The following is a 16,872-nucleotide window of genomic DNA, read 5'->3' as shown; positions in this document are numbered from 1 at the left end:
TTTTAAACGACCTTACTTGCCCGCCGTTTCAAACTGCTGGTCAAGGCTTGGGTCACGTCGTGGATGATATCGTTTTTGTTTTCGATACCCACGGAAAAGCGGACCATGTTGTCGCCCACGCCGATTTTCTCCAAATCATTGCGGGGATAAGGTTCATGGGTCATGGTTGCCGGCCGACAGACGAGGCTTTCTACCCCGCCTAAACTAACGGCTAAGTCGATCATTTGCAGGTTGTTGAAGAAGGCCTTTAAATCCACGTCTGGGGTGACTTCAAAGGATAAAACAGCGCCGTTGCCCCGGGCTTGTTTGGCCTGGATGGCCGCTTCTTCTTCGGAGAAGGAACCAGGGAAGTAGACTTTGGCCACACCTTCTTGGGTCTGCAAGGCTTCAGTCACAGCCTTTACATTTTCCATCTGACGATCTAAGCGCAGGCTTAAGGTCTTGGTGCCTCGGATCAAAGTGTAGCTGTCAAAGGGACTAATGGTGGCCCCTAATGTGTTTTGATAATCTTGGAATTGTTCCGCCAGGTCTTGGCGGTCAGTGACGATGAAGCCGGCACAAAGGTCGGCATGGCCCCCGTAATATTTGGTAGCGGAATAAGCCACCACGTCTGCCCCTAATTGGAGGGGTTTTTGCAGGTAACTGGTCATGAAGGTGTTGTCCACGATGAGGATAGCCCCGTGGTCATGGGCCAACTTGGCGATTCTGGCGATATCCACCACCCGTAAAGTAGGGTTAGCTGGGGATTCCAGGAAGACCGCCTTGGTATTGGGTTTGAAGTCGCTGGCTTTGAGTTGGTTCAAATCATAATAAAAATCACAATCAATTTTTTTCTTTGGGAAGAAGTCGGTGAAGTACCGGTAAGTCCCACCGTAAATATTGGCAGAACTAATAATATGATCCCCAGGATTGAAGGCTTCAAAAACTGTGGTCAAAGCCGCCATCCCCGAACTAAAGCCAAAGGCAAACTTGGCTCCTTCTAGAGTGGCAATCAAGTTCTCCGCCTTTTGCCGCGTGGGATTTTGGGTGCGCACATATTCATAAGGCCCCTGGTTATCAATATCTTCAAACCGATAAGTACTAGACAAGAAAATTGGCGGCATGATACTGCCGTACTCATTTTTCCGAGCAGGAACACCCTGCACTACTAAAGAATCAAATTGCAATTTTTGATCATCATGATTTGTACAACCCATATTCAATCGCCTACTTCTTTCTAAATTTTAGTTGTTCGGCCAAGCGGTCCGCCGCTGTGGCCACATATTTGGGATCTGTTGCTAAATTCAACCGGATATACGTTTTATCTTTGGGCGAGAACCAAGCCCCGTAATCCACCGCTAGCCCACAGGCTTTTTGGACAAAGTCAGTTAAACCGTCCGCTGGGACAATGGGTGCTAAATCCACATAAGCCAGGTAAGTACCTTGTAAGTCGGCCACCTTAACTTCGGGAATTTCAGCCAAGGTCTCTTTTAAAACACTGTAGTTATAAGCGATCACGCCCCGCAACTTGTCAAACCAAGGACCGCCGTGGCGATAGGCGGCTTCAGCGGCCACCCGGCCCAGCAGACTGCCTTCGGTTTGGTGAATGGTTTTGATGAAGGCATCATAGGATTCCCGTTTGTCGGGGTCGGGGATGATCACGTGGGAGTTCAACAAAGCCGCCAAGTTGAAGGTCTTAGAAGGGGCGGTCAGGACAATGACATCGTCTTGATAAGTCCCATCAGCCACGGTCAACACGGATTTGAATTGGCCCAGTTCAGCTTCATAGTCCTGATGGATTTCATCAGAGACCAACTGCACCCCGTATTGCCGGCACAGGGCCAGAACTTTAACCAATTCGGCTTCGGTCCAGATTCGGCCCACTGGATTGTGAGGGGAACAGAAAATCAATAGCTTGATGGTATGGTGTTTGAAGGTTTTTTCCAGAGCTTCAAAGTCAATTGCCCAACCCTTGTCTCCAGATAACAGGTCCACCGATAAGACTTTGCGGTCGTTATCTTTGATGGCGTTGGCAAAGGGATAATAAACCGGCTGTAAAATCACCACTTCATCCCCAGGATCCGTCAACCATTTCACCATGGCATATAAGGAATTCACCACACCGGTGTCAAAGCGGACCCAGTCTTTTTGTAACGTAATGCCGTGGCGTTCTTTTTGCCATTGGAAGAAGGCTTCATAATAGCTATCGGGGGTCAAGGAATAGCCGAATACCCCTTGCTGCACCCGCTCGGTTAAGGCTTGTCTCACCGCCACGGGTGTTTGGAATTCCATATCCGCCACCCACATGGGCAAGAGGGTAGGATCACCATAACGTTCCTGCAAAGCGTCCCATTTTAACGAATCGGTATTGCGTCGATCCACACTATAATTTGCTACAAATTCCTGTAAATCCCGTGATAATTCTGCCACCACAAACACTCCTTATCGGCTTTTTGCCGCATATTTGACGCTTTGGGCTAGTCTTGCCAGACGCTTTTAGCCACATCACGTACTAAGGAAAGTTTGCCCCATTGGTCATCTGGCGTCAAGCGGTTCCCTTCTTCCGTGGAGGCAAAGCCGCATTGGGAAGACAAGCATAAGTCAGCTAAAGGATAGTATTGACTGGCTTCAGTGATGCGGGCTTTGAGATCTGCTGGGTCTTCCAGCTCGGGGAATTTACTGGTAACGAGGCCTAAAACCACCCGTTGGTCCAAGCCGTTGGCGGCAATTTTAGCCAGGGGTTCAAAACCACCGGAGCGTTCGTCGTCATATTCCAGGAAGTAGCCATCGATGTGTAATTGGGCTAAGTAATCGGCTACGGGATCATAAGCCCCGGCACCGGCCCAAGTAGAGTCATAGTTGCCCCGACATACGTGCATGGTCAAGGTCAAATCATCAGGTTTGTTGTCGGCAATGGCGTTGATGGCCTTCACGGCAGCTTCAGCCAGTGGGACTAAGTCTGGGTTTAAAGTGTCTTTGGAAAAACTAGCCCACATGCCCCAAGAGGTGTCATCAAGTTGTAAGTAACGACAGCCTAAGTCATAAAAGCGTTGCACGGTGGTTTGATAAGCTTGGATCTCGTTAGCTAAGAAGGCTTCAAAGTCACCTTTATAGTAAGTGTCGATGACTTTGGCTTCGTCGTTGGGGAAGAAAACAGAGGGACTGGGGATGGTTTGTTTTAAGGTAATACCATCTGGCACCAAAGCTTTGGTCCGGGTGAAACCTTCAAAGAAGGGATGTTCAGGATTATAGGCTAATTTGCCATCGATCTTGATGCCGCCTTTGCGGGTTTCTTCCCCATTGAAGGTATAGCCATGTTCCGGGGTGAAGAAGTGGGCCCCTTGTAAGCCAGCGAAGAAGTCCAAGTGCCACCAGCTGCGGCGGAATTCACCATCAGTGACCGCTTTATAGCCTAGATCCACTTGCTTGGCGATGATCGTCTTGATTTCTTCGTCTTCAACTTCATGTAATTGTTTCGGGGTGATCTGGCCATTTTCTAAAGCTACCCGGGCTTGTTTCAAGTGTGCGGACCGTAATAGACTGCCCACTAAATCGTAACGATATGGAAACTTAACTTTGGTTTCAACTGCCATCTTTTAAAACTCCTTTATTTATCTATTTGGAATCGCGGGTATTAAAAAACGCCCTCAGCAAAAATTGCTAAGGGCGACTACATCGCGGTACCACCTTAAATTTTGGCGGTCTTCACAGACCACCACTTCACCGGTACCCTAAAGGATACCGTAACGCGCTAATGGGCGCACCCATTTCAACTTTACCCCCAGGGCTCAGCTGAAAAACGCTCAAAGACCATTTTCGCATTCGTAAGGCCATCGACTCACACCAACCGTCGACTCGCTTAGACCTGTAAAATACTACTTATCTTTTCATGGCGTTCTAATAATCTGCTAACTTGTTTGTAAGTATAGGGGGCTTTGGCAGGTTTGTCAAGGGGTGGTGGTTGCCAAATTTGTGGGGTTTTGATTTGGTTGCGCTCTTAGGTTGCGCTCTTAGATAGATATCATAAAAAGTCCGGGCAAATAAATGAGCATCTCCAGGCCAGCGGGCAGACACGTATTGGCGGTCTTGGACCACAAAGGCCGGCTTGAAATTCGTGGCGGTGTCCCGATCCAGGGGTAAGGGCCCAGCGTGAAATTGTTTCGGGCTATGCAAAGCTGTCATGACTTCGGTTTGCACCAGCTCAGGGTAAGTCCGGTAATACCGGCCCAGCCATAAGCCCGTCAAGGCATAGGCGGCCAATTCCTGGGTGGCCAGTAAAGCGGTGGTGTTATAATCCGCCAGGTTGGATTGGCCAGTTTCGGCGTTTTGACTGCGGGCCGCCACAATGGTGCCATGGCAAATGGCCCCGATGGGTTTGGCGGCTTTGAAGAACGCAGCGACCTTTTGCTGTAAAATACCGCTGCCCAAATAACTTCGCATCCCAGGATCGTGCCCCCCGGGTAACAATAAGCCTTGAAAGTCAGCGGAGTTGATCTGTTGGTAGGGGATGGGATGTTGAAAGCCATCGGATTGAACCATGGTTTCATAAGCGGCAATAGCACTGGGAGCGGCCATGAGCCATTTTTTAAAAGGCCCAAAGCCCTTGCCCGTTAACAAGCGCCGGTCGCCTTGGGCCACTTGGCCTTTGGGGGTAGCGAAGACCACCCGGACTTGTTGTTGGGTCAAAAATTGCCAAGGAATGGCCACTTCTGTGGGGTCGAAGCCATAAGTGGGTAAAGGCATTAAAATCAAACTATCATCTCCCTGGGGCTGGGCTAAGGATTAAGGACATTGTTAATTGGCATCCCCATCAGTATCCGACTCTGCTGAGGTGTAGTTGGCAGCGGCATCGGCTAGGTGTTGGTGGATGTCTTGGGACAAGTTGGTGGTTTCATCGCCACCATAGACTTCCCAATTTCCAATGAGTTCAATAGTGTTTAGTTCGATATTATCGGGGATCACAAAGTCGGTTTGGATGGTGGCGGCTAAATCATGCACCACTGCATTGACTTGGTCCAGGGATTCGAATTTTTGCGGGATGGTTTCGGGTGTATCAAAGATCGGGGCATATTTCTTAGCAAAGTCAGTCTTCAGCTGGTCAAAGGCCCGCCGATATTGCCGGGCTAACTGCAAGTTCCCCTCTAGATCTTCGGTGTAATAGGGACTGCGGGCATAGAAGCGAATTTGGAAAAATGGGGCATTATCCAACAGCCCCGAAGTATACGCTTCTTGGTCTAGGGTAATATTGGGATCATTAAAGATATTAAATTGTTCTAACACAATGGCAACGGCCATAATAAATTCCCCCTTTGTAAGTTAACTTCAGTATACTAAATTATACTCATAACTACTATCATAAACGCTGCGTTTGGCAAACAAATTTTCGCAGAAGGATTTTTTTCAGCATTTTAATGCTTAACGTGTTATATTAAACTTGAATTTAAGTCACTTAGCACCCAAAGGAGGGGCAATTATGGATTTAAATGGGCACCACATTTTAATCACCGGTGGCACCACTGGGATTGGGTTAGGCTTGGCGAAGGCGTTTGCGGCGCAAAACAATCAGATTTTAATTGTGGATGATAGTGCTGAAAAGTTGGCGCAAGTGAAGGCGCAATTGCCAGATGTGTTGATTTACCAGGCAAATTTAAGCAAAGCTGATCAGCGTGAAGATTTAAAGTATTGGGTCGCGGATAATTTCGCGGATATCGACATGTTGATCAACGATGCGGAGATTCAGCGTTGGGTCAACTTGAAGAATTTACAGCATGACTGGCATTGGTATCATCAAGAGCTAAATTTGGATTTTGAAGCGCAGATCCATTTGACCATGTTATTTTTACCTAGAATTTTGAAACAACCCAATGGGGCCATTGTCACGGTGTCCTCCGGTTTGGTCCTTAATCCTGGGGCTTGGGCGCCCCTATACACCGCCGCCAAAGCCGGGGTGCATGGGTTTACCCAAGCACTGCGTTTGCAGTTGCAAGACACTGATACCAAGGTGTTTGAAATCTTACCCCCAGTGGTGAATGGAGATTTAGAAGATGAGGATGCCCGGATTTATGGGGCGGACTTAGACGAATTCATCGCCGCAGTGATCCAACAATTCCAAGAAAACTTCCCGGAAATCACTTTTGATACCTCCTGGGACCAATTGCGAGCCAGCAAGGCGGATAATAAAACCGCGGCCCAAGAAAATTGGGACCGATTTAAAGATAACCAACGTTTTTTGAAAGCTTAAACTAATTTTTAAATTCGAAAACCACCCAGCTAATTTTTCGCTGAGTGGTTTTTTTGCGAGCTTATGACATAATTTTTAAAATATCTTGAGGCTGGGTCAACTGATAGCGGGCTGTGGGGAAGGCTTGGCCTGGGGCCGCCCCCCATAAGGCGGCGGCGAAATCAATGCCAGCACCTTGGGCGGCTTTGGCGTCGCTTAAAGCATCCCCGATATAAAGGGTGTTTTGGGGTGATACTTGTAATTGCGCCGCGGCATGTAACGGGGGCCGGGGGTCGGGTTTGTGATAGGGCAAGCTATCCGCGGTGACCACCACAGCCATGGCATTTAAGAACTCAGTGGGGTTCATATGTTGTAAATCAGCGTTGTTGCGGGCCGTGACCACGCCTAACTTTACGCCCGTTTGTTGTAATGCGGTCAGCGTAGCGGCTACTCCAGGGTAAAGGGGTTCCAGATATTGCCGGCGCTTGCTTTCAGCGTCATAGGCGGCCAATAAGCGGGCCTTTTGAGCCGGAGCGATGTCCAGAGCAGCCATTTCCTGGGGAACAGCCATTGAGAAGGTCTGACGCAACTGCTGGGGCGTGGCTTGCCGGTGAAATTGGGGCAAGATGGCCTGCATGATTTGCTGATAGGGACTGAAGCTGTCGATCAAGGTGCCATCAATATCGAAGAGCAGCAATTGATAAGTCATGACCTCACCTCAAATTGAATAGTCGATGGCGTTCATGGCTGTCACGGTTTTAGCGATATCCTGGCTCCGGGCAATCAGGGAAATCACGGCTGCCCCAGCCACCCCCGTTGCCGGCAAGTCCTTTAAGTTATCAGCGTTAATACCGCCGATGGCCACGATGGGCCGGTGGCTGATTTGAGTCAGGGCTGTTAACCCCGCCAAACCAATCACCGGAGCGCTGGCCTTAGAGGGACTGGTGTAAATAGCACCACTGCCGATGTAGCTGATGCCGGGGATATTATTGGCCGTTTCAATTTGGGCTTTGGTATGACAAGACAAACCGATGAACATTTCTTGGCTGACTTGGGCCACAACTTGGGCCGCCGCTGCATCGGTTTGGCCCACGTGAACACCATCGGCATGGAGACGATGGGCCAAATCCACATCGTTATCGACAATGAAGGGGACATGGTAAGCGCCGCAGAGTTTTTGCAGGCGCTGGGCCATGGTCAACAAGCGCAAACCAGTCAGCGCATTTGGGCCTTTTTCCCGATATTGAAAGGCAGTGATCCCGGCGTCTAAAGCCTGCCGTACCACGTCTTCTAGGGCTTCACCGGTAGGAATATCTGGTGTGCCGGCAATAAAATAAGTATGTAGCATGGTTTTGTCAAATTTCATAAGGCTTAAAACTTCCCTTCACCCCGCTAATCAAAGCGGATTTGTTTTTCAATGGTCGCCACATCGATCCAGCTCAGATCATCGATCAAACTAGCCGCAAAAGCACTGGGTTGGGTGGCTTTCACGGTTTTAGCCACTAATTCCCCCGTGGTGCTGAAAATCCCCGTGGCCACTTGGGCCGCTTCAAAGTAATCCGTGGTGATGCCACAGAAACAACCAATGATGCTGGACAACATGTCGCCAGAGCCCACGTGCAATTTGAATAGATCGGTTTCGTTGTAGACTTTCACCACCACGCTGCCGTTGGTGATGATATCAGTTTTGCCACTTTCCACCACCACACAATGGCGCTGGTTGGCTAAATCTTTAGCAATGGCCACGGGGTCAGCACTACCTTCACCGGCATCAATGCCCTTGGCCTGCCAGTCGGCCCCAGCTAAGGCGGCAATTTCCCCGGCATTCCCTCGAATAACGGCCACTGGATGGCGGTCTAACAGGGCTTCGGCACGTTTCTTGCGAGCCGGTGAGGCACCTACAGCCACCGGGTCTAAAATAATGGGTTTTTGATATTGGTTGGCAAAGCCCATGATGGTATCAATATTGTCGATACGAGGGTCCACAAAAGCCCCCAAGTTCACCGTCAAGGAGCTGCAGATTTTGGTCAAATCTTCGGCTTCTCCAGTTTCTTCTGCACCGCCAGCAGCTGCTGGTGAAGCCCCAATGGCATTGACGGCGTTACAGAGATCTTGGACCGTGACAAAATTGGAAATATTATAAGCAATGGGATTCTTTTCCCGTAATTCATCTAATAATGCAAGTTTCAATGTAAAATTCCCCCTAGTAAAAGTAATTAAAAAACGCTCACAAGGAATCAGCTTGTCAGCGCTTTGAATTTACTAGAGAGATGTTTGGTGATCATCTAAGCACACATTCCCTACGCAAGCACTAACTTACAGGTTCCAAGGGGCCGAGCCCAACAGGCCCATCTCAGTTGCTCACGGCAACATCCCTAGTGTTTTGTTTAACAATATGGTTGTACCATATAACCGCCAGCGGCGTCAATTTGATTCGGTGCCTCATGAGAAAGTTGGGAATGGTTGACCAAAAGCGGTGTTAACAGACCAGCAGACAGCTGATTTGGCACTTTGCCCAACTTTTTTCGGCAAAATAGGACTGGTTTTAAAGCGACTTAAAGTTGTAGAATGTAACTGTAGTCGTTACAACTGGTTTTTTGGAAAGGGGATTTGTTTTTTGAAAACATTGAAAATCGCTGACCGGACCGTTCCAGCCGTGGGTGTGGGCACTTGGTATATGGGCGAAGACAGTGCCATTCATCAACAAGAAGTTAAGGCCATTCAAACGGCCGTCCACGCTGGCGCCCGTTTGATCGATACCGCTGAGATGTATGGCAGTGGTCAAGCCGAGACGTTAGTTGGTGAAGCCATCGCACCTTTCAAACGGCAGGACCTGGTTATTGTGGACAAGGTCTTACCCCAAAATGCCAACAAAAAAGACATGGCCCATAGTTTAGACCAAAGTTTGCGGCGCTTGCAAACCGATTATGTGGACCTTTACTTATATCACTGGCGGGGCAGCACGCCCTTGGCAGAAACCGTCAGTGAACTGCAACGCCTCCAAAAAAGTGGCAAAATTTTGCGGTGGGGCGTTTCCAATTTTGATACCGATGATATGCAAGAACTCGCCCAATTGGCCAATGTACAAGAAATTGCCACGGATCAGGTTTTGTATAACGTGAACCAGCGGGGGCCCGAATATGATTTAATCCCTTGGCTGGCCAAACAGCAGATTCCCATGATGGCTTATTCCCCGGTAGACCACGGCGGGTTAAAACGCAGTGCCCAACTGAAGAATCTAACCTTGTTAGCCATGGCTCAGGACCATCAGGCCAATGTGATGCAGGTTTTATTAGCCTGGGTGATCCAAAGGGCTAATATTATCGCGATTCCCAAGACCAGCGTCCCAGAACATGCTCAAGAAAATATAGCCGCCGCTGATATCCAATTAAGCCCGGCAGAATTAAAAACCATTGACGGTATTTTTCCCGCACCAACTGAGAAAGAACCTTTAGCTATTTATTAATTTCAGACTAGCAAAAACGCTGGTCCAGCAACTGTTGAACGCTGTTGGGCTAACGTTTTTTTACATGGCTATTGAAGCCAGTACATTATTAACTTATGATTAACCTTAAATCACAAGGGAGACGAGCATGTGCAAAAAGTGGGCATTCTCGGTGGCCTAGGACCAGAAGCCACCATGATTTATTATCAAGACATCATTAAGGGCTTTCAAAAACGGTTAGGTCGGCAAGATGTTCTGCCCGAGTTGACCATCAATAGCGTCAATATGTATCATTTATTTGGGCTGTTAAATCGACAAGATAATGCCGGGGCTGCGGCTTACCTGGGAAAAGGTATCGCCCAATTAGCCCAAGCCGGGGTGGACTTTGTGGCCATGTGTGGCATGACTCCGCATATTGTTTTTGATCAACTGCAAGCAGAAGCGGCCGTGCCCCTGTTAAGCATGGTGCAGACTTCGGTGACGGCGGCCCAGGCCCAAAAGTTTACCAAGTTAGGCCTGTTTGGGACTAAATTCACCATGAGCCATGACTTTGCCACTAAACCCTTTGAGACCCAGGGCATTACCATGTGTTTACCCAACCAGGCTGACCAGGCCTACATCCATGAGAAGATCGAAAAGGAACTGGAAAATGGCATCGTCAAACCAGCCACCAAACAGCAACTGTTAAAGGTTGCCAATAACCTGATTCAGACCCAGCAAATTCAAGGTTTGGTCCTAGGCTGTACGGAACTACCGCTGATCATTCAGCCCAATGATTTACCGGTACCGGCCTTTGATATTGCCCAAATTCATATCCAGGCCATTGTGGACCGCATTTTTCAATAAATAACTGGAATAGCGATTGCGAAGGTGTTAAAGACTTTGCAATCGCTGTCTTTGATTGTGTTATGATTTAGGTAACGAATGATGGGGATTCAAATTTTGGCTGTACATAGGTTTTACCAAGACAAAAAAGGAGGCGCATTATGTCACAAAGTTTTTTGGGTAATTTAACCACCGGTATTTTGTTAGCAATTGTCATCGCGTGGTACTACTTCTCAAGAGATAACCCGTCGCTTATCCTGGTTATCCTAGGGGCACTGGCAGCGGCCGTTTTATTTGCGGCGGCCATTGCCGAAGTTGTCACTGGGCGGGCGAATATTAAAAAAGATGACTGACGAATTTTTCATATATGCACCATTTAGGTGTAATTAATACCAAAATAAGCCTATTTTTGTGTGAATCGTGCTGAATGGGTGTATTTTTGTATTGCGGAGGTGTATAGAATGGCAATAAAAGATACAAAAAAGCGGTTGAATGTCAATCTGAACGAATCTTTGTATGAGGAAGGCAATGCCATTCTCGATCAGCTGGGTCTCAGTCCCTCGACGGTGGTGACAGCACTATATAAGCGGATCGTCGCTGAACAAGGCATTCCCTTCAAACTAGCGCTCACACCGCGAGAAACAGTGGGCAATGAGTTGGCCCAAACGGTCATGGGCTTACCGGCAAAGCCATTCAAGAATAAAGAAGAGATTCAGAAATGGCTGGCAAATGATGAAAATTGGTAATGGCGATTGCTTTGGTTTATACGGCGCTTACGTGCCCGACCCCGGTGGTAAAAGACGCCCAGTAGTCGTCTTTGTTGGCGAGCAACAACAGCTGCGGGTCATACCGATCACGACCAAGTACACAAATAAATCTGACCGGATCAAACGTCAATACTACACGATTTAACAATGGCAAGCCGCCGGTCTAACAGAACCTTCGTGGATCGACATCCGCGACGTCCGGGCTTTGAACCGGCGTGAATTTTTAGCATTGCGGCCAAAGCCATTCGGTCAATTGACGATTGATGACCTGCAAGGACTGCTACAATTTATCAAAGAATATTGGTCTTGGACCAATGATTAGTACCCAGAAGCATCGTCGTTGAATGACTGCGGTGCTTTTTACGTGGCCTGAAAACAGCCATTTTCTATGGTTTTACCAAGATAAAAGAGAATACAAATGTCACAGATTTTTTGGGCAATTTAACCACCGGTATTTGTTAGCATTGTCAATCGTGTGGTACTACTTCTTAAGAGATAACCCGTCGCTTATCCTGGTTATCCTAGGGGCACTGGCAGCGGCTGTTTTATTTGTGGCGGCCATTACCGAAGCCGTTACTGGGCGGGCGAATATTAAAAAAGACGATTGATTATTGAAGCGAGAGTTAAAGTGCATCTAAATGTTAGCGAGTTTAGAAAGATATTTGGTTGACGAAACATACGTGTATTAGAAAAGTAGATCAAACAAAAAGCCTCTCAAGAAGCCGTTGTAAGAATGGCATTTTGAGAGGTATTTTTTTCCTGATAGGGTATGTTAAATCTCTGGAGAGAAAGTTTTCAGTTTCTTTTGTTTAATCATAGTTTGCTTAAGCCAATTTAAGATTACTGTTAAGGCTAAGCCGATATTTCCTAACTGACAATGACTGCTGCTGTATTCTTCAGCAGTGAATATTCGAGCGGTCAATGATTGAGCGTTAATCAGTGTACTAATTTGAAGTGGCAACTGGTCAACTGGAACGTAATGATCATTTTGTCCAGCAAGTAGGAGTACATCTTGTGTAACCAAGGGTGATATCTTGGTTGTATTATATTGCATTGCTTTTCGGATAAAGTCATACGGCGTATCTGCCCCCAGAACAGTCATACCTTGATGAATGACCCATTGGAGCATCAAACTCTTTCGCATAAGTGCCGTTAGAGTTGCATTGATGTCGGCTTTATTCACGGCTATAATCTTGTTCTTTTGAATTTTTTGTTGAATTTGTTCTGGCAATTGATGCGTGATACAGGTAAAAAGGTCTGGCAAAACATCAAAGCAAACAACTTGTTTGATACGTTTTTCGTAAGCAGCAGCACGGAGAACTAAATTACCACCTAAGGACATGCCGATGGCTATTGCACTATGGATATCAAAGTAGTCCAAAACGGTTTTCATAGGCTTTTCCCATTGGTGTGTCATTGGCATGTGATAATTCTCAAGCATGTAGCCTTGGCCAGGGCCGTCAAAATAAATGACGTTATAACCAGCGTCTCTAAATATTAACATCATTCGTGATAATTCTTCGATGTAGCCATCAAACCCATTTACAAAAACGATTGTTCCCTGTGGATTTTGGCTCATGACTTTATAGGCAGAAATATTACCGTCACTATAAGGAATCAAAAAATGTTTGGCATTATCAATACCGTAAAAATTATTATTAAGCTCAATAAATTGGTCACGTAGTTTCTTTTTACTTGGATTGTTTTCCGGGAGGTAAAATTCAGCTGCTCGCAAATACATAGCTGCTCTTAGTTGGTTACCTTCTTCTAAAGCATTTTGTCCAAGGCGTTTAAAAGCTGAAATGATCTGAGGATATGTTTGTTGCGGGGTTTCAATACCCTTCATTTGATGTAACATGGTCTTGTCGTTGGTCCAATTGAAAAAACGATTCATTTGAAAATTTACACTTTGATCATCATTCAGTTGGTATATGCCTATAGGGAAATCATCAACTGTCCATTTTTTTGTCATTTATAAACACTCTTTCCTTGTTTCAAAGCTACTATACAAGCTATTAGGGCTGCTCTACAATGAGTAACAAACAGGGATTTATTGTATAAACAACACTTTACATAAAAATGTGGTGTTATTGTGGGATAAATAAACGGAGGTGCAGCAATTGTCTACTCATTTAGATTTACGTGTGGTTAAGACTAAGAATTTAATCCAATCAACCTTCATAGAGTTGATTAAGCAAGAAGGTTTCAAAAAAATCACTATCAATGATATTTCAAGAAGTGCAAATATTAACCGATCAACCTTCTATTTGCACTATACTGATAAATACGATTTATTAAATCAGATCGTTGATAGGAATATTGACCAGATTATCAATTCAATCCCCCGGCAATTACATGTCACTAATAATGCACTAGATTATGATACCTTTGCGGTTGACTTAGATCGTACATTAAAAGTAGTTGCAACTAATGATAAGCTATACGAATTTATTTTGAACGATCCTGAATCTTTAGGCTTGGCGCAGAAGATTGAAAAAGCTTTACAACAACGTCTTGATAAGTTGATGCCTGAAGAGACGTTAGTCACTCGGGACCTATTGCTTGAGATTGTGTCATCAATTTATTTGTCAGTGATTCGTTGGTGGTTGGCACATGACATGAAATATTCCTCAAAGTTTTTAGCCAAGGAATTAGTCCATTTTTTTGAGCTTGGGTCAAAAAGCATTCTGAAAGGAACCCTATGATAATTGATTATTTCAAGGGTAGCAGATACACGGTAGCTCTTTGATTAAAGGTGGTTTCAACGTAATTGTTAATAATAATCAGATTTATCTTTATTCTAAAAAGCGCATATCATTGATTATTTTCCAAATGATATGTGCTTTCTAATCTGAAATAATATTTGACTTAGTCTGATTTTCACAAATACAATGCTAATTTCTCAAAAAAGCTGGCCGCTTTGGTTTGAATATAGATGGTCTGCTTATCACCAATCCTGGGCTGATCTGAATTAACTACAATTTTCGGCACGTTTTTGGGAAAGCTGGTAACGTTGCGCTGGGTGCCGATGATGAGTACTAAGTCTGCTTGAGCCAAGAGTTGGTGGCCCTTTTGGATGGCGGCGGGATAAGTGGCCAAGTTGCGCTGGACAAAATCCGGGAGAACGAGCTGACCGCAAGTGTGACAATGGGGGATGGGTTGCTGGGCGATGGTATCCCAATCGTAGGCTTGCTGACAGTGGATGCAGTGATTTTGGCGCAGATCACCCCAATATTCAGCCACATTTTGGCTGCCGGCCAGTTGGTGTAAGTAATCAATGTTCATGGTGACGACCCCCGCCAAGTGGCCCGTTGTAGCTAGTTGAGCTAGGAAGTGGTGGGCGGCATTGGGACGCGCATCGGGGTGAAAAAATGTTTGCCGATACAAGCGATAAAATGTGGCGGGATCACGGGTAGCAAAGCTGGGGTCTAACAGGTGGAAGACGTCGCCATGAAAGGTTTTATCGGCGTTTAAGATGGCCGCGATGCCCGCCAAGTCAGGGATACCCGAATCTGTGGATATGCCGGCGCCGGTGAAGGCCACCGCGTGGGTGGCGTGTTGAATGAGCTGGCCGACTGTGGCCAGTTGGCTATCAGCTGGTTGGTTGTTGATGGGCATTGTTGAAGACCTCTTTTGCCACGGCAATGGCGTTTAATACTTTGGGGAAACCCACGTAGGGGATGCAATGGATAAAAGTTTCGATGATAGCCTGTTGGGACAAGCCCACGTTTAAGGACCCGTTAATGTGGACCCGCAGTTGATCAGCGGTGTCCCCTTGGGTCAACAGTGTGGTAATGGTGATCATTTCCCGCTGTTTCAAATCTAATCCCGGTCGATTATAAATATCGCTGAAGGCAAATTCTAAAATATACTTGCCCACATCCGGGGCGATGGTTTTAAGAGAAGCCATGACGTTAGCGGCTGCAGCACCATCTACTTTGGCCAAAGTGGCTTGGCCATTACTTAATCTTGTTGTCATTGACATAACCTTCTTTCGTTTGATTAAGGTCAGCTTAATTGCTGGAGTGAACTCCATGTCAAGGCCAAAATAAAAAAAGTTGACCTTAGCCAACTTCTTTAGTTTGAATCAGATTGCGTCGCCGGGGTCGTTGCCGGTTTGGCGAGTAGCTGGTGCTGCATTTGATGATAGGTCGTGATTTTTGCGTCAAGGAAATCAACATGACGCTGAAGCTCAACTTGGTCGGCTTTTAACCGTTGCCGCTGTTCATATAATAGGCTAAGACGCTCAGCAATCGTGGCATCCCCTTGATAGCGCAACGTCGCATAACATTGGATATCTTTAATGGGCATGCCCGTTTGTTTCAAACGTTTGATAAAAGCGATCCATTTGACATCATGATCCGTGTAAACACGGCGATTATTGTCATCCCGTTGGGGCAAAATTAAGTGTTCTTTTTCGTAATAGCGCAGGGTGTCGATGGACAACCCAACTAGTTTTGAAAATTGACCGATGCCATAATCCATATAATCCAGCCTCCTCAGGGGGATACCATTTGGAATTGCTAACCAATTAAGCAATCAAAATATTAGTCTAATCATAGGGCAATTTTGATTTTTTTCCAATATTTTCTAGGATATAGATTTGGGATATTAAAATAAGAACAATAGTCAAGCCACTATGATGGTTAACTTTAGGGCGTAATCGTTAAGGCAGAACTGGGTTTTGACTATCATTTCTGAATTCATTTTTTGCTGTTACTAGCTCAGTTCTATCTTTAAGCACAATGTTTTTAAAGACCCAAGTTGCATCTTCATCTGGCCCAACGTTGACTGCCGTAACAATATAGGATCGCGGATTGATACGGACATAAAACGGGCCCAGACGCTTGTACAGATTAAAGAAGTACGTCCGAGTAAAGCCAAGTGTATTGTTGGTAGAAGTAACCACATAGGGTTGACCCTTTATATTGATTCTTGTTGCATTCGAAGGGAACATCACGATTGTATGTGATTCACCACCTGTTGAAAGTGAGGTTTCGTGGACGAAGCTCATGACGCCAAGTAAGCTCAAAAATAAGGCGATACGCGCCGTCTTTATGAGCCAATGATGATACTGCTCAGCGTGGCCATCTAAATAGGCCATGACAACTGCCATTGCAAGACTGCAAACAATCATTAAGAAAGCAGGGAAGGTTTGTAGTATGACCCAATTAGCCGTCAGCAACAAAATGATGAATAATAGCACGAAAAAGCGCGTACTTCGTTTGATAACAAATTTTTGTTCCAAAATAAAATCCTTTCGTCAAACAAATATCAGTGGTGGACGATGGTTACTATAAATTATAGCGCTTTGCGTTAAGGAGTTTTAATATTGGAAATCACAAAAACTATTCAAGTGCCAATAAGCACCAATTTTTGTACGTATATTCAAAATACTTTCGCTATATTTTCTCTGGGATTATAATGACAGCAGCAAAAGTCGGGTAACTTTTCCTATTGAAAGTAGATGATGCTCGTGTTGCTAGTGAATATACTCCTCATGCTTTATGGTGTTGTTTTGATAATCATTGCGCTAAAGGCACCTGATTCGGAAATCCATGAAGGCGCTGTCCAGTGGCCAATGGAAAATGCAATATTACTCATTCTGTTCTTGGGATGGGTGGCAAAGAAGGCTG

Annotated in this window: 20 protein-coding genes, 1 riboswitch and 1 other annotated feature; of the genes, 7 read left to right on the top strand and 13 right to left on the bottom strand. The window is 45.9% G+C overall.

Features of this window, described 5'->3' with window-relative positions:
• Positions 1-2 precede the first annotated feature (2 nt).
• The 5 genes from FC83_RS09010 to FC83_RS08990 form a co-directional block, all read right to left on the bottom strand.
• On the bottom strand, positions 3-1,196 hold the full coding sequence (locus FC83_RS09010) for a trans-sulfuration enzyme family protein (RefSeq protein ID WP_235184190.1): 1,194 nt from the start codon (positions 1,194-1,196) through the stop codon (positions 3-5).
• Positions 1,197-1,206: 10 nt separating this feature from the next.
• Positions 1,207-2,409, bottom strand: a complete 1,203-nt coding sequence (locus FC83_RS09005) for a MalY/PatB family protein (RefSeq protein WP_035450990.1) — start codon at positions 2,407-2,409, stop codon at positions 1,207-1,209.
• Positions 2,410-2,456: 47 nt separating this feature from the next.
• Positions 2,457-3,572, bottom strand: coding sequence for a 5-methyltetrahydropteroyltriglutamate--homocysteine S-methyltransferase (locus tag FC83_RS09000; protein WP_057002671.1), 1,116 nt, complete (start codon positions 3,570-3,572; stop codon positions 2,457-2,459).
• A 66-nt stretch (positions 3,573-3,638) separates the two neighbouring features.
• Positions 3,639-3,879: a binding site (T-box leader), on the bottom strand.
• Positions 3,877-4,722 carry a type 1 glutamine amidotransferase domain-containing protein gene (locus FC83_RS08995; RefSeq protein ID WP_081762974.1) on the bottom strand — a complete coding sequence of 282 codons (846 nt, stop codon included), beginning with the start codon at positions 4,720-4,722 and terminating at the stop codon, positions 3,877-3,879. Its footprint overlaps the feature before it by 3 nt.
• A 51-nt stretch (positions 4,723-4,773) precedes the next feature.
• The gene (locus FC83_RS08990; RefSeq protein WP_035450993.1) at positions 4,774-5,274 is read right to left on the bottom strand and encodes a hypothetical protein; all 501 of its coding nucleotides are present in this window, start codon (positions 5,272-5,274) and stop codon (positions 4,774-4,776) included.
• A gap of 178 nt (positions 5,275-5,452) precedes the next feature.
• Between FC83_RS08990 and FC83_RS08985 the strand changes: the two genes are divergently transcribed.
• The gene (locus FC83_RS08985) at positions 5,453-6,220 is read left to right on the top strand and encodes an SDR family NAD(P)-dependent oxidoreductase (RefSeq protein ID WP_035450996.1); all 768 of its coding nucleotides are present in this window, start codon (positions 5,453-5,455) and stop codon (positions 6,218-6,220) included.
• A gap of 61 nt (positions 6,221-6,281) precedes the next feature.
• On the opposite strand, the gene FC83_RS08980 is transcribed toward FC83_RS08985, so the two are convergent.
• Genes FC83_RS08980 through thiM form a run of 3 tightly spaced genes read right to left on the bottom strand, consistent with a single transcriptional unit; the run spans position 6,282 to position 8,389 of the window.
• Positions 6,282-6,908: an HAD family hydrolase gene (locus FC83_RS08980; protein ID WP_052004450.1), complete on the bottom strand. Its 627-nt coding sequence runs from the start codon at positions 6,906-6,908 to the stop codon at positions 6,282-6,284.
• A gap of 9 nt (positions 6,909-6,917) precedes the next feature.
• Complete coding sequence (thiE, locus tag FC83_RS08975; RefSeq protein WP_035450998.1) at positions 6,918-7,565, bottom strand: thiamine phosphate synthase; 648 nt, start codon at positions 7,563-7,565, stop codon at positions 6,918-6,920.
• A 26-nt stretch (positions 7,566-7,591) separates the two neighbouring features.
• A complete protein-coding gene (gene thiM, locus FC83_RS08970; RefSeq protein ID WP_035451000.1) occupies positions 7,592-8,389 on the bottom strand; it encodes a hydroxyethylthiazole kinase in 798 nt (265 codons plus the stop codon).
• Positions 8,390-8,478: 89 nt separating this feature from the next.
• Positions 8,479-8,586: riboswitch (TPP riboswitch) on the bottom strand.
• A 230-nt stretch (positions 8,587-8,816) separates the two neighbouring features.
• Between thiM and FC83_RS08965 the strand changes: the two genes are divergently transcribed.
• From FC83_RS08965 to FC83_RS17070, 5 genes are all read left to right on the top strand, one after another.
• Positions 8,817-9,665: an aldo/keto reductase gene (locus FC83_RS08965; protein WP_035451002.1), complete on the top strand. Its 849-nt coding sequence runs from the start codon at positions 8,817-8,819 to the stop codon at positions 9,663-9,665.
• Positions 9,666-9,794: 129 nt separating this feature from the next.
• Positions 9,795-10,490: an aspartate/glutamate racemase family protein gene (locus FC83_RS08960; RefSeq protein ID WP_035451005.1), complete on the top strand. Its 696-nt coding sequence runs from the start codon at positions 9,795-9,797 to the stop codon at positions 10,488-10,490.
• Positions 10,491-10,630: 140 nt separating this feature from the next.
• Positions 10,631-10,822, top strand: coding sequence for a hypothetical protein (locus tag FC83_RS08955; RefSeq protein ID WP_035451007.1), 192 nt, complete (start codon positions 10,631-10,633; stop codon positions 10,820-10,822).
• 108 nt (positions 10,823-10,930) lie between these two features.
• Entirely contained in the window at positions 10,931-11,215 is a 285-nt protein-coding gene (locus tag FC83_RS08950) for a type II toxin-antitoxin system RelB/DinJ family antitoxin (protein WP_035451009.1), read from the top strand.
• Positions 11,216-11,700: 485 nt separating this feature from the next.
• Positions 11,701-11,844: a hypothetical protein gene (locus FC83_RS17070; protein WP_156405584.1), complete on the top strand. Its 144-nt coding sequence runs from the start codon at positions 11,701-11,703 to the stop codon at positions 11,842-11,844.
• A gap of 164 nt (positions 11,845-12,008) precedes the next feature.
• On the opposite strand, the gene FC83_RS08935 is transcribed toward FC83_RS17070, so the two are convergent.
• Positions 12,009-13,208, bottom strand: coding sequence for an alpha/beta fold hydrolase (locus FC83_RS08935; RefSeq protein ID WP_035451016.1), 1,200 nt, complete (start codon positions 13,206-13,208; stop codon positions 12,009-12,011).
• 148 nt (positions 13,209-13,356) lie between these two features.
• Here FC83_RS08935 and FC83_RS08930 point away from each other — a divergent pair, with 148 nt between their 5' ends.
• The gene (locus FC83_RS08930) at positions 13,357-13,941 is read left to right on the top strand and encodes a TetR/AcrR family transcriptional regulator (RefSeq protein ID WP_035451020.1); all 585 of its coding nucleotides are present in this window, start codon (positions 13,357-13,359) and stop codon (positions 13,939-13,941) included.
• Between the two features lie 175 nt (positions 13,942-14,116).
• Here FC83_RS08930 and FC83_RS08925 read toward each other — a convergent pair whose 3' ends face one another.
• From FC83_RS08925 to FC83_RS08910, 4 genes are all read right to left on the bottom strand, one after another.
• Positions 14,117-14,854 (bottom strand): SIR2 family NAD-dependent protein deacylase, encoded by a 738-nt coding sequence (locus FC83_RS08925; RefSeq protein WP_035451024.1) that lies wholly within the window; start codon positions 14,852-14,854, stop codon positions 14,117-14,119.
• Entirely contained in the window at positions 14,829-15,221 is a 393-nt protein-coding gene (locus tag FC83_RS08920) for a carboxymuconolactone decarboxylase family protein (protein WP_035451081.1), read from the bottom strand. Before FC83_RS08920 ends, FC83_RS08925 begins: the two co-directional genes overlap by 26 nt.
• Positions 15,222-15,313: 92 nt before the next feature.
• Entirely contained in the window at positions 15,314-15,721 is a 408-nt protein-coding gene (locus FC83_RS08915; RefSeq protein ID WP_035451025.1) for a MerR family transcriptional regulator, read from the bottom strand.
• A gap of 181 nt (positions 15,722-15,902) precedes the next feature.
• Positions 15,903-16,484 carry a hypothetical protein gene (locus tag FC83_RS08910; RefSeq protein ID WP_035451026.1) on the bottom strand — a complete coding sequence of 194 codons (582 nt, stop codon included), beginning with the start codon at positions 16,482-16,484 and terminating at the stop codon, positions 15,903-15,905.
• Between the last annotated feature and the right edge of the window lie 388 nt (positions 16,485-16,872).

The sequence above is a fragment of the Agrilactobacillus composti DSM 18527 = JCM 14202 genome (assembly GCF_001436375.1).
In the GTDB taxonomy this organism is placed as follows: domain Bacteria; phylum Bacillota; class Bacilli; order Lactobacillales; family Lactobacillaceae; genus Agrilactobacillus; species Agrilactobacillus composti.
The sequence above is the reverse complement of the archived record's forward strand: the minus strand, read 5'-3'. Positions and strand labels throughout refer to the sequence as shown.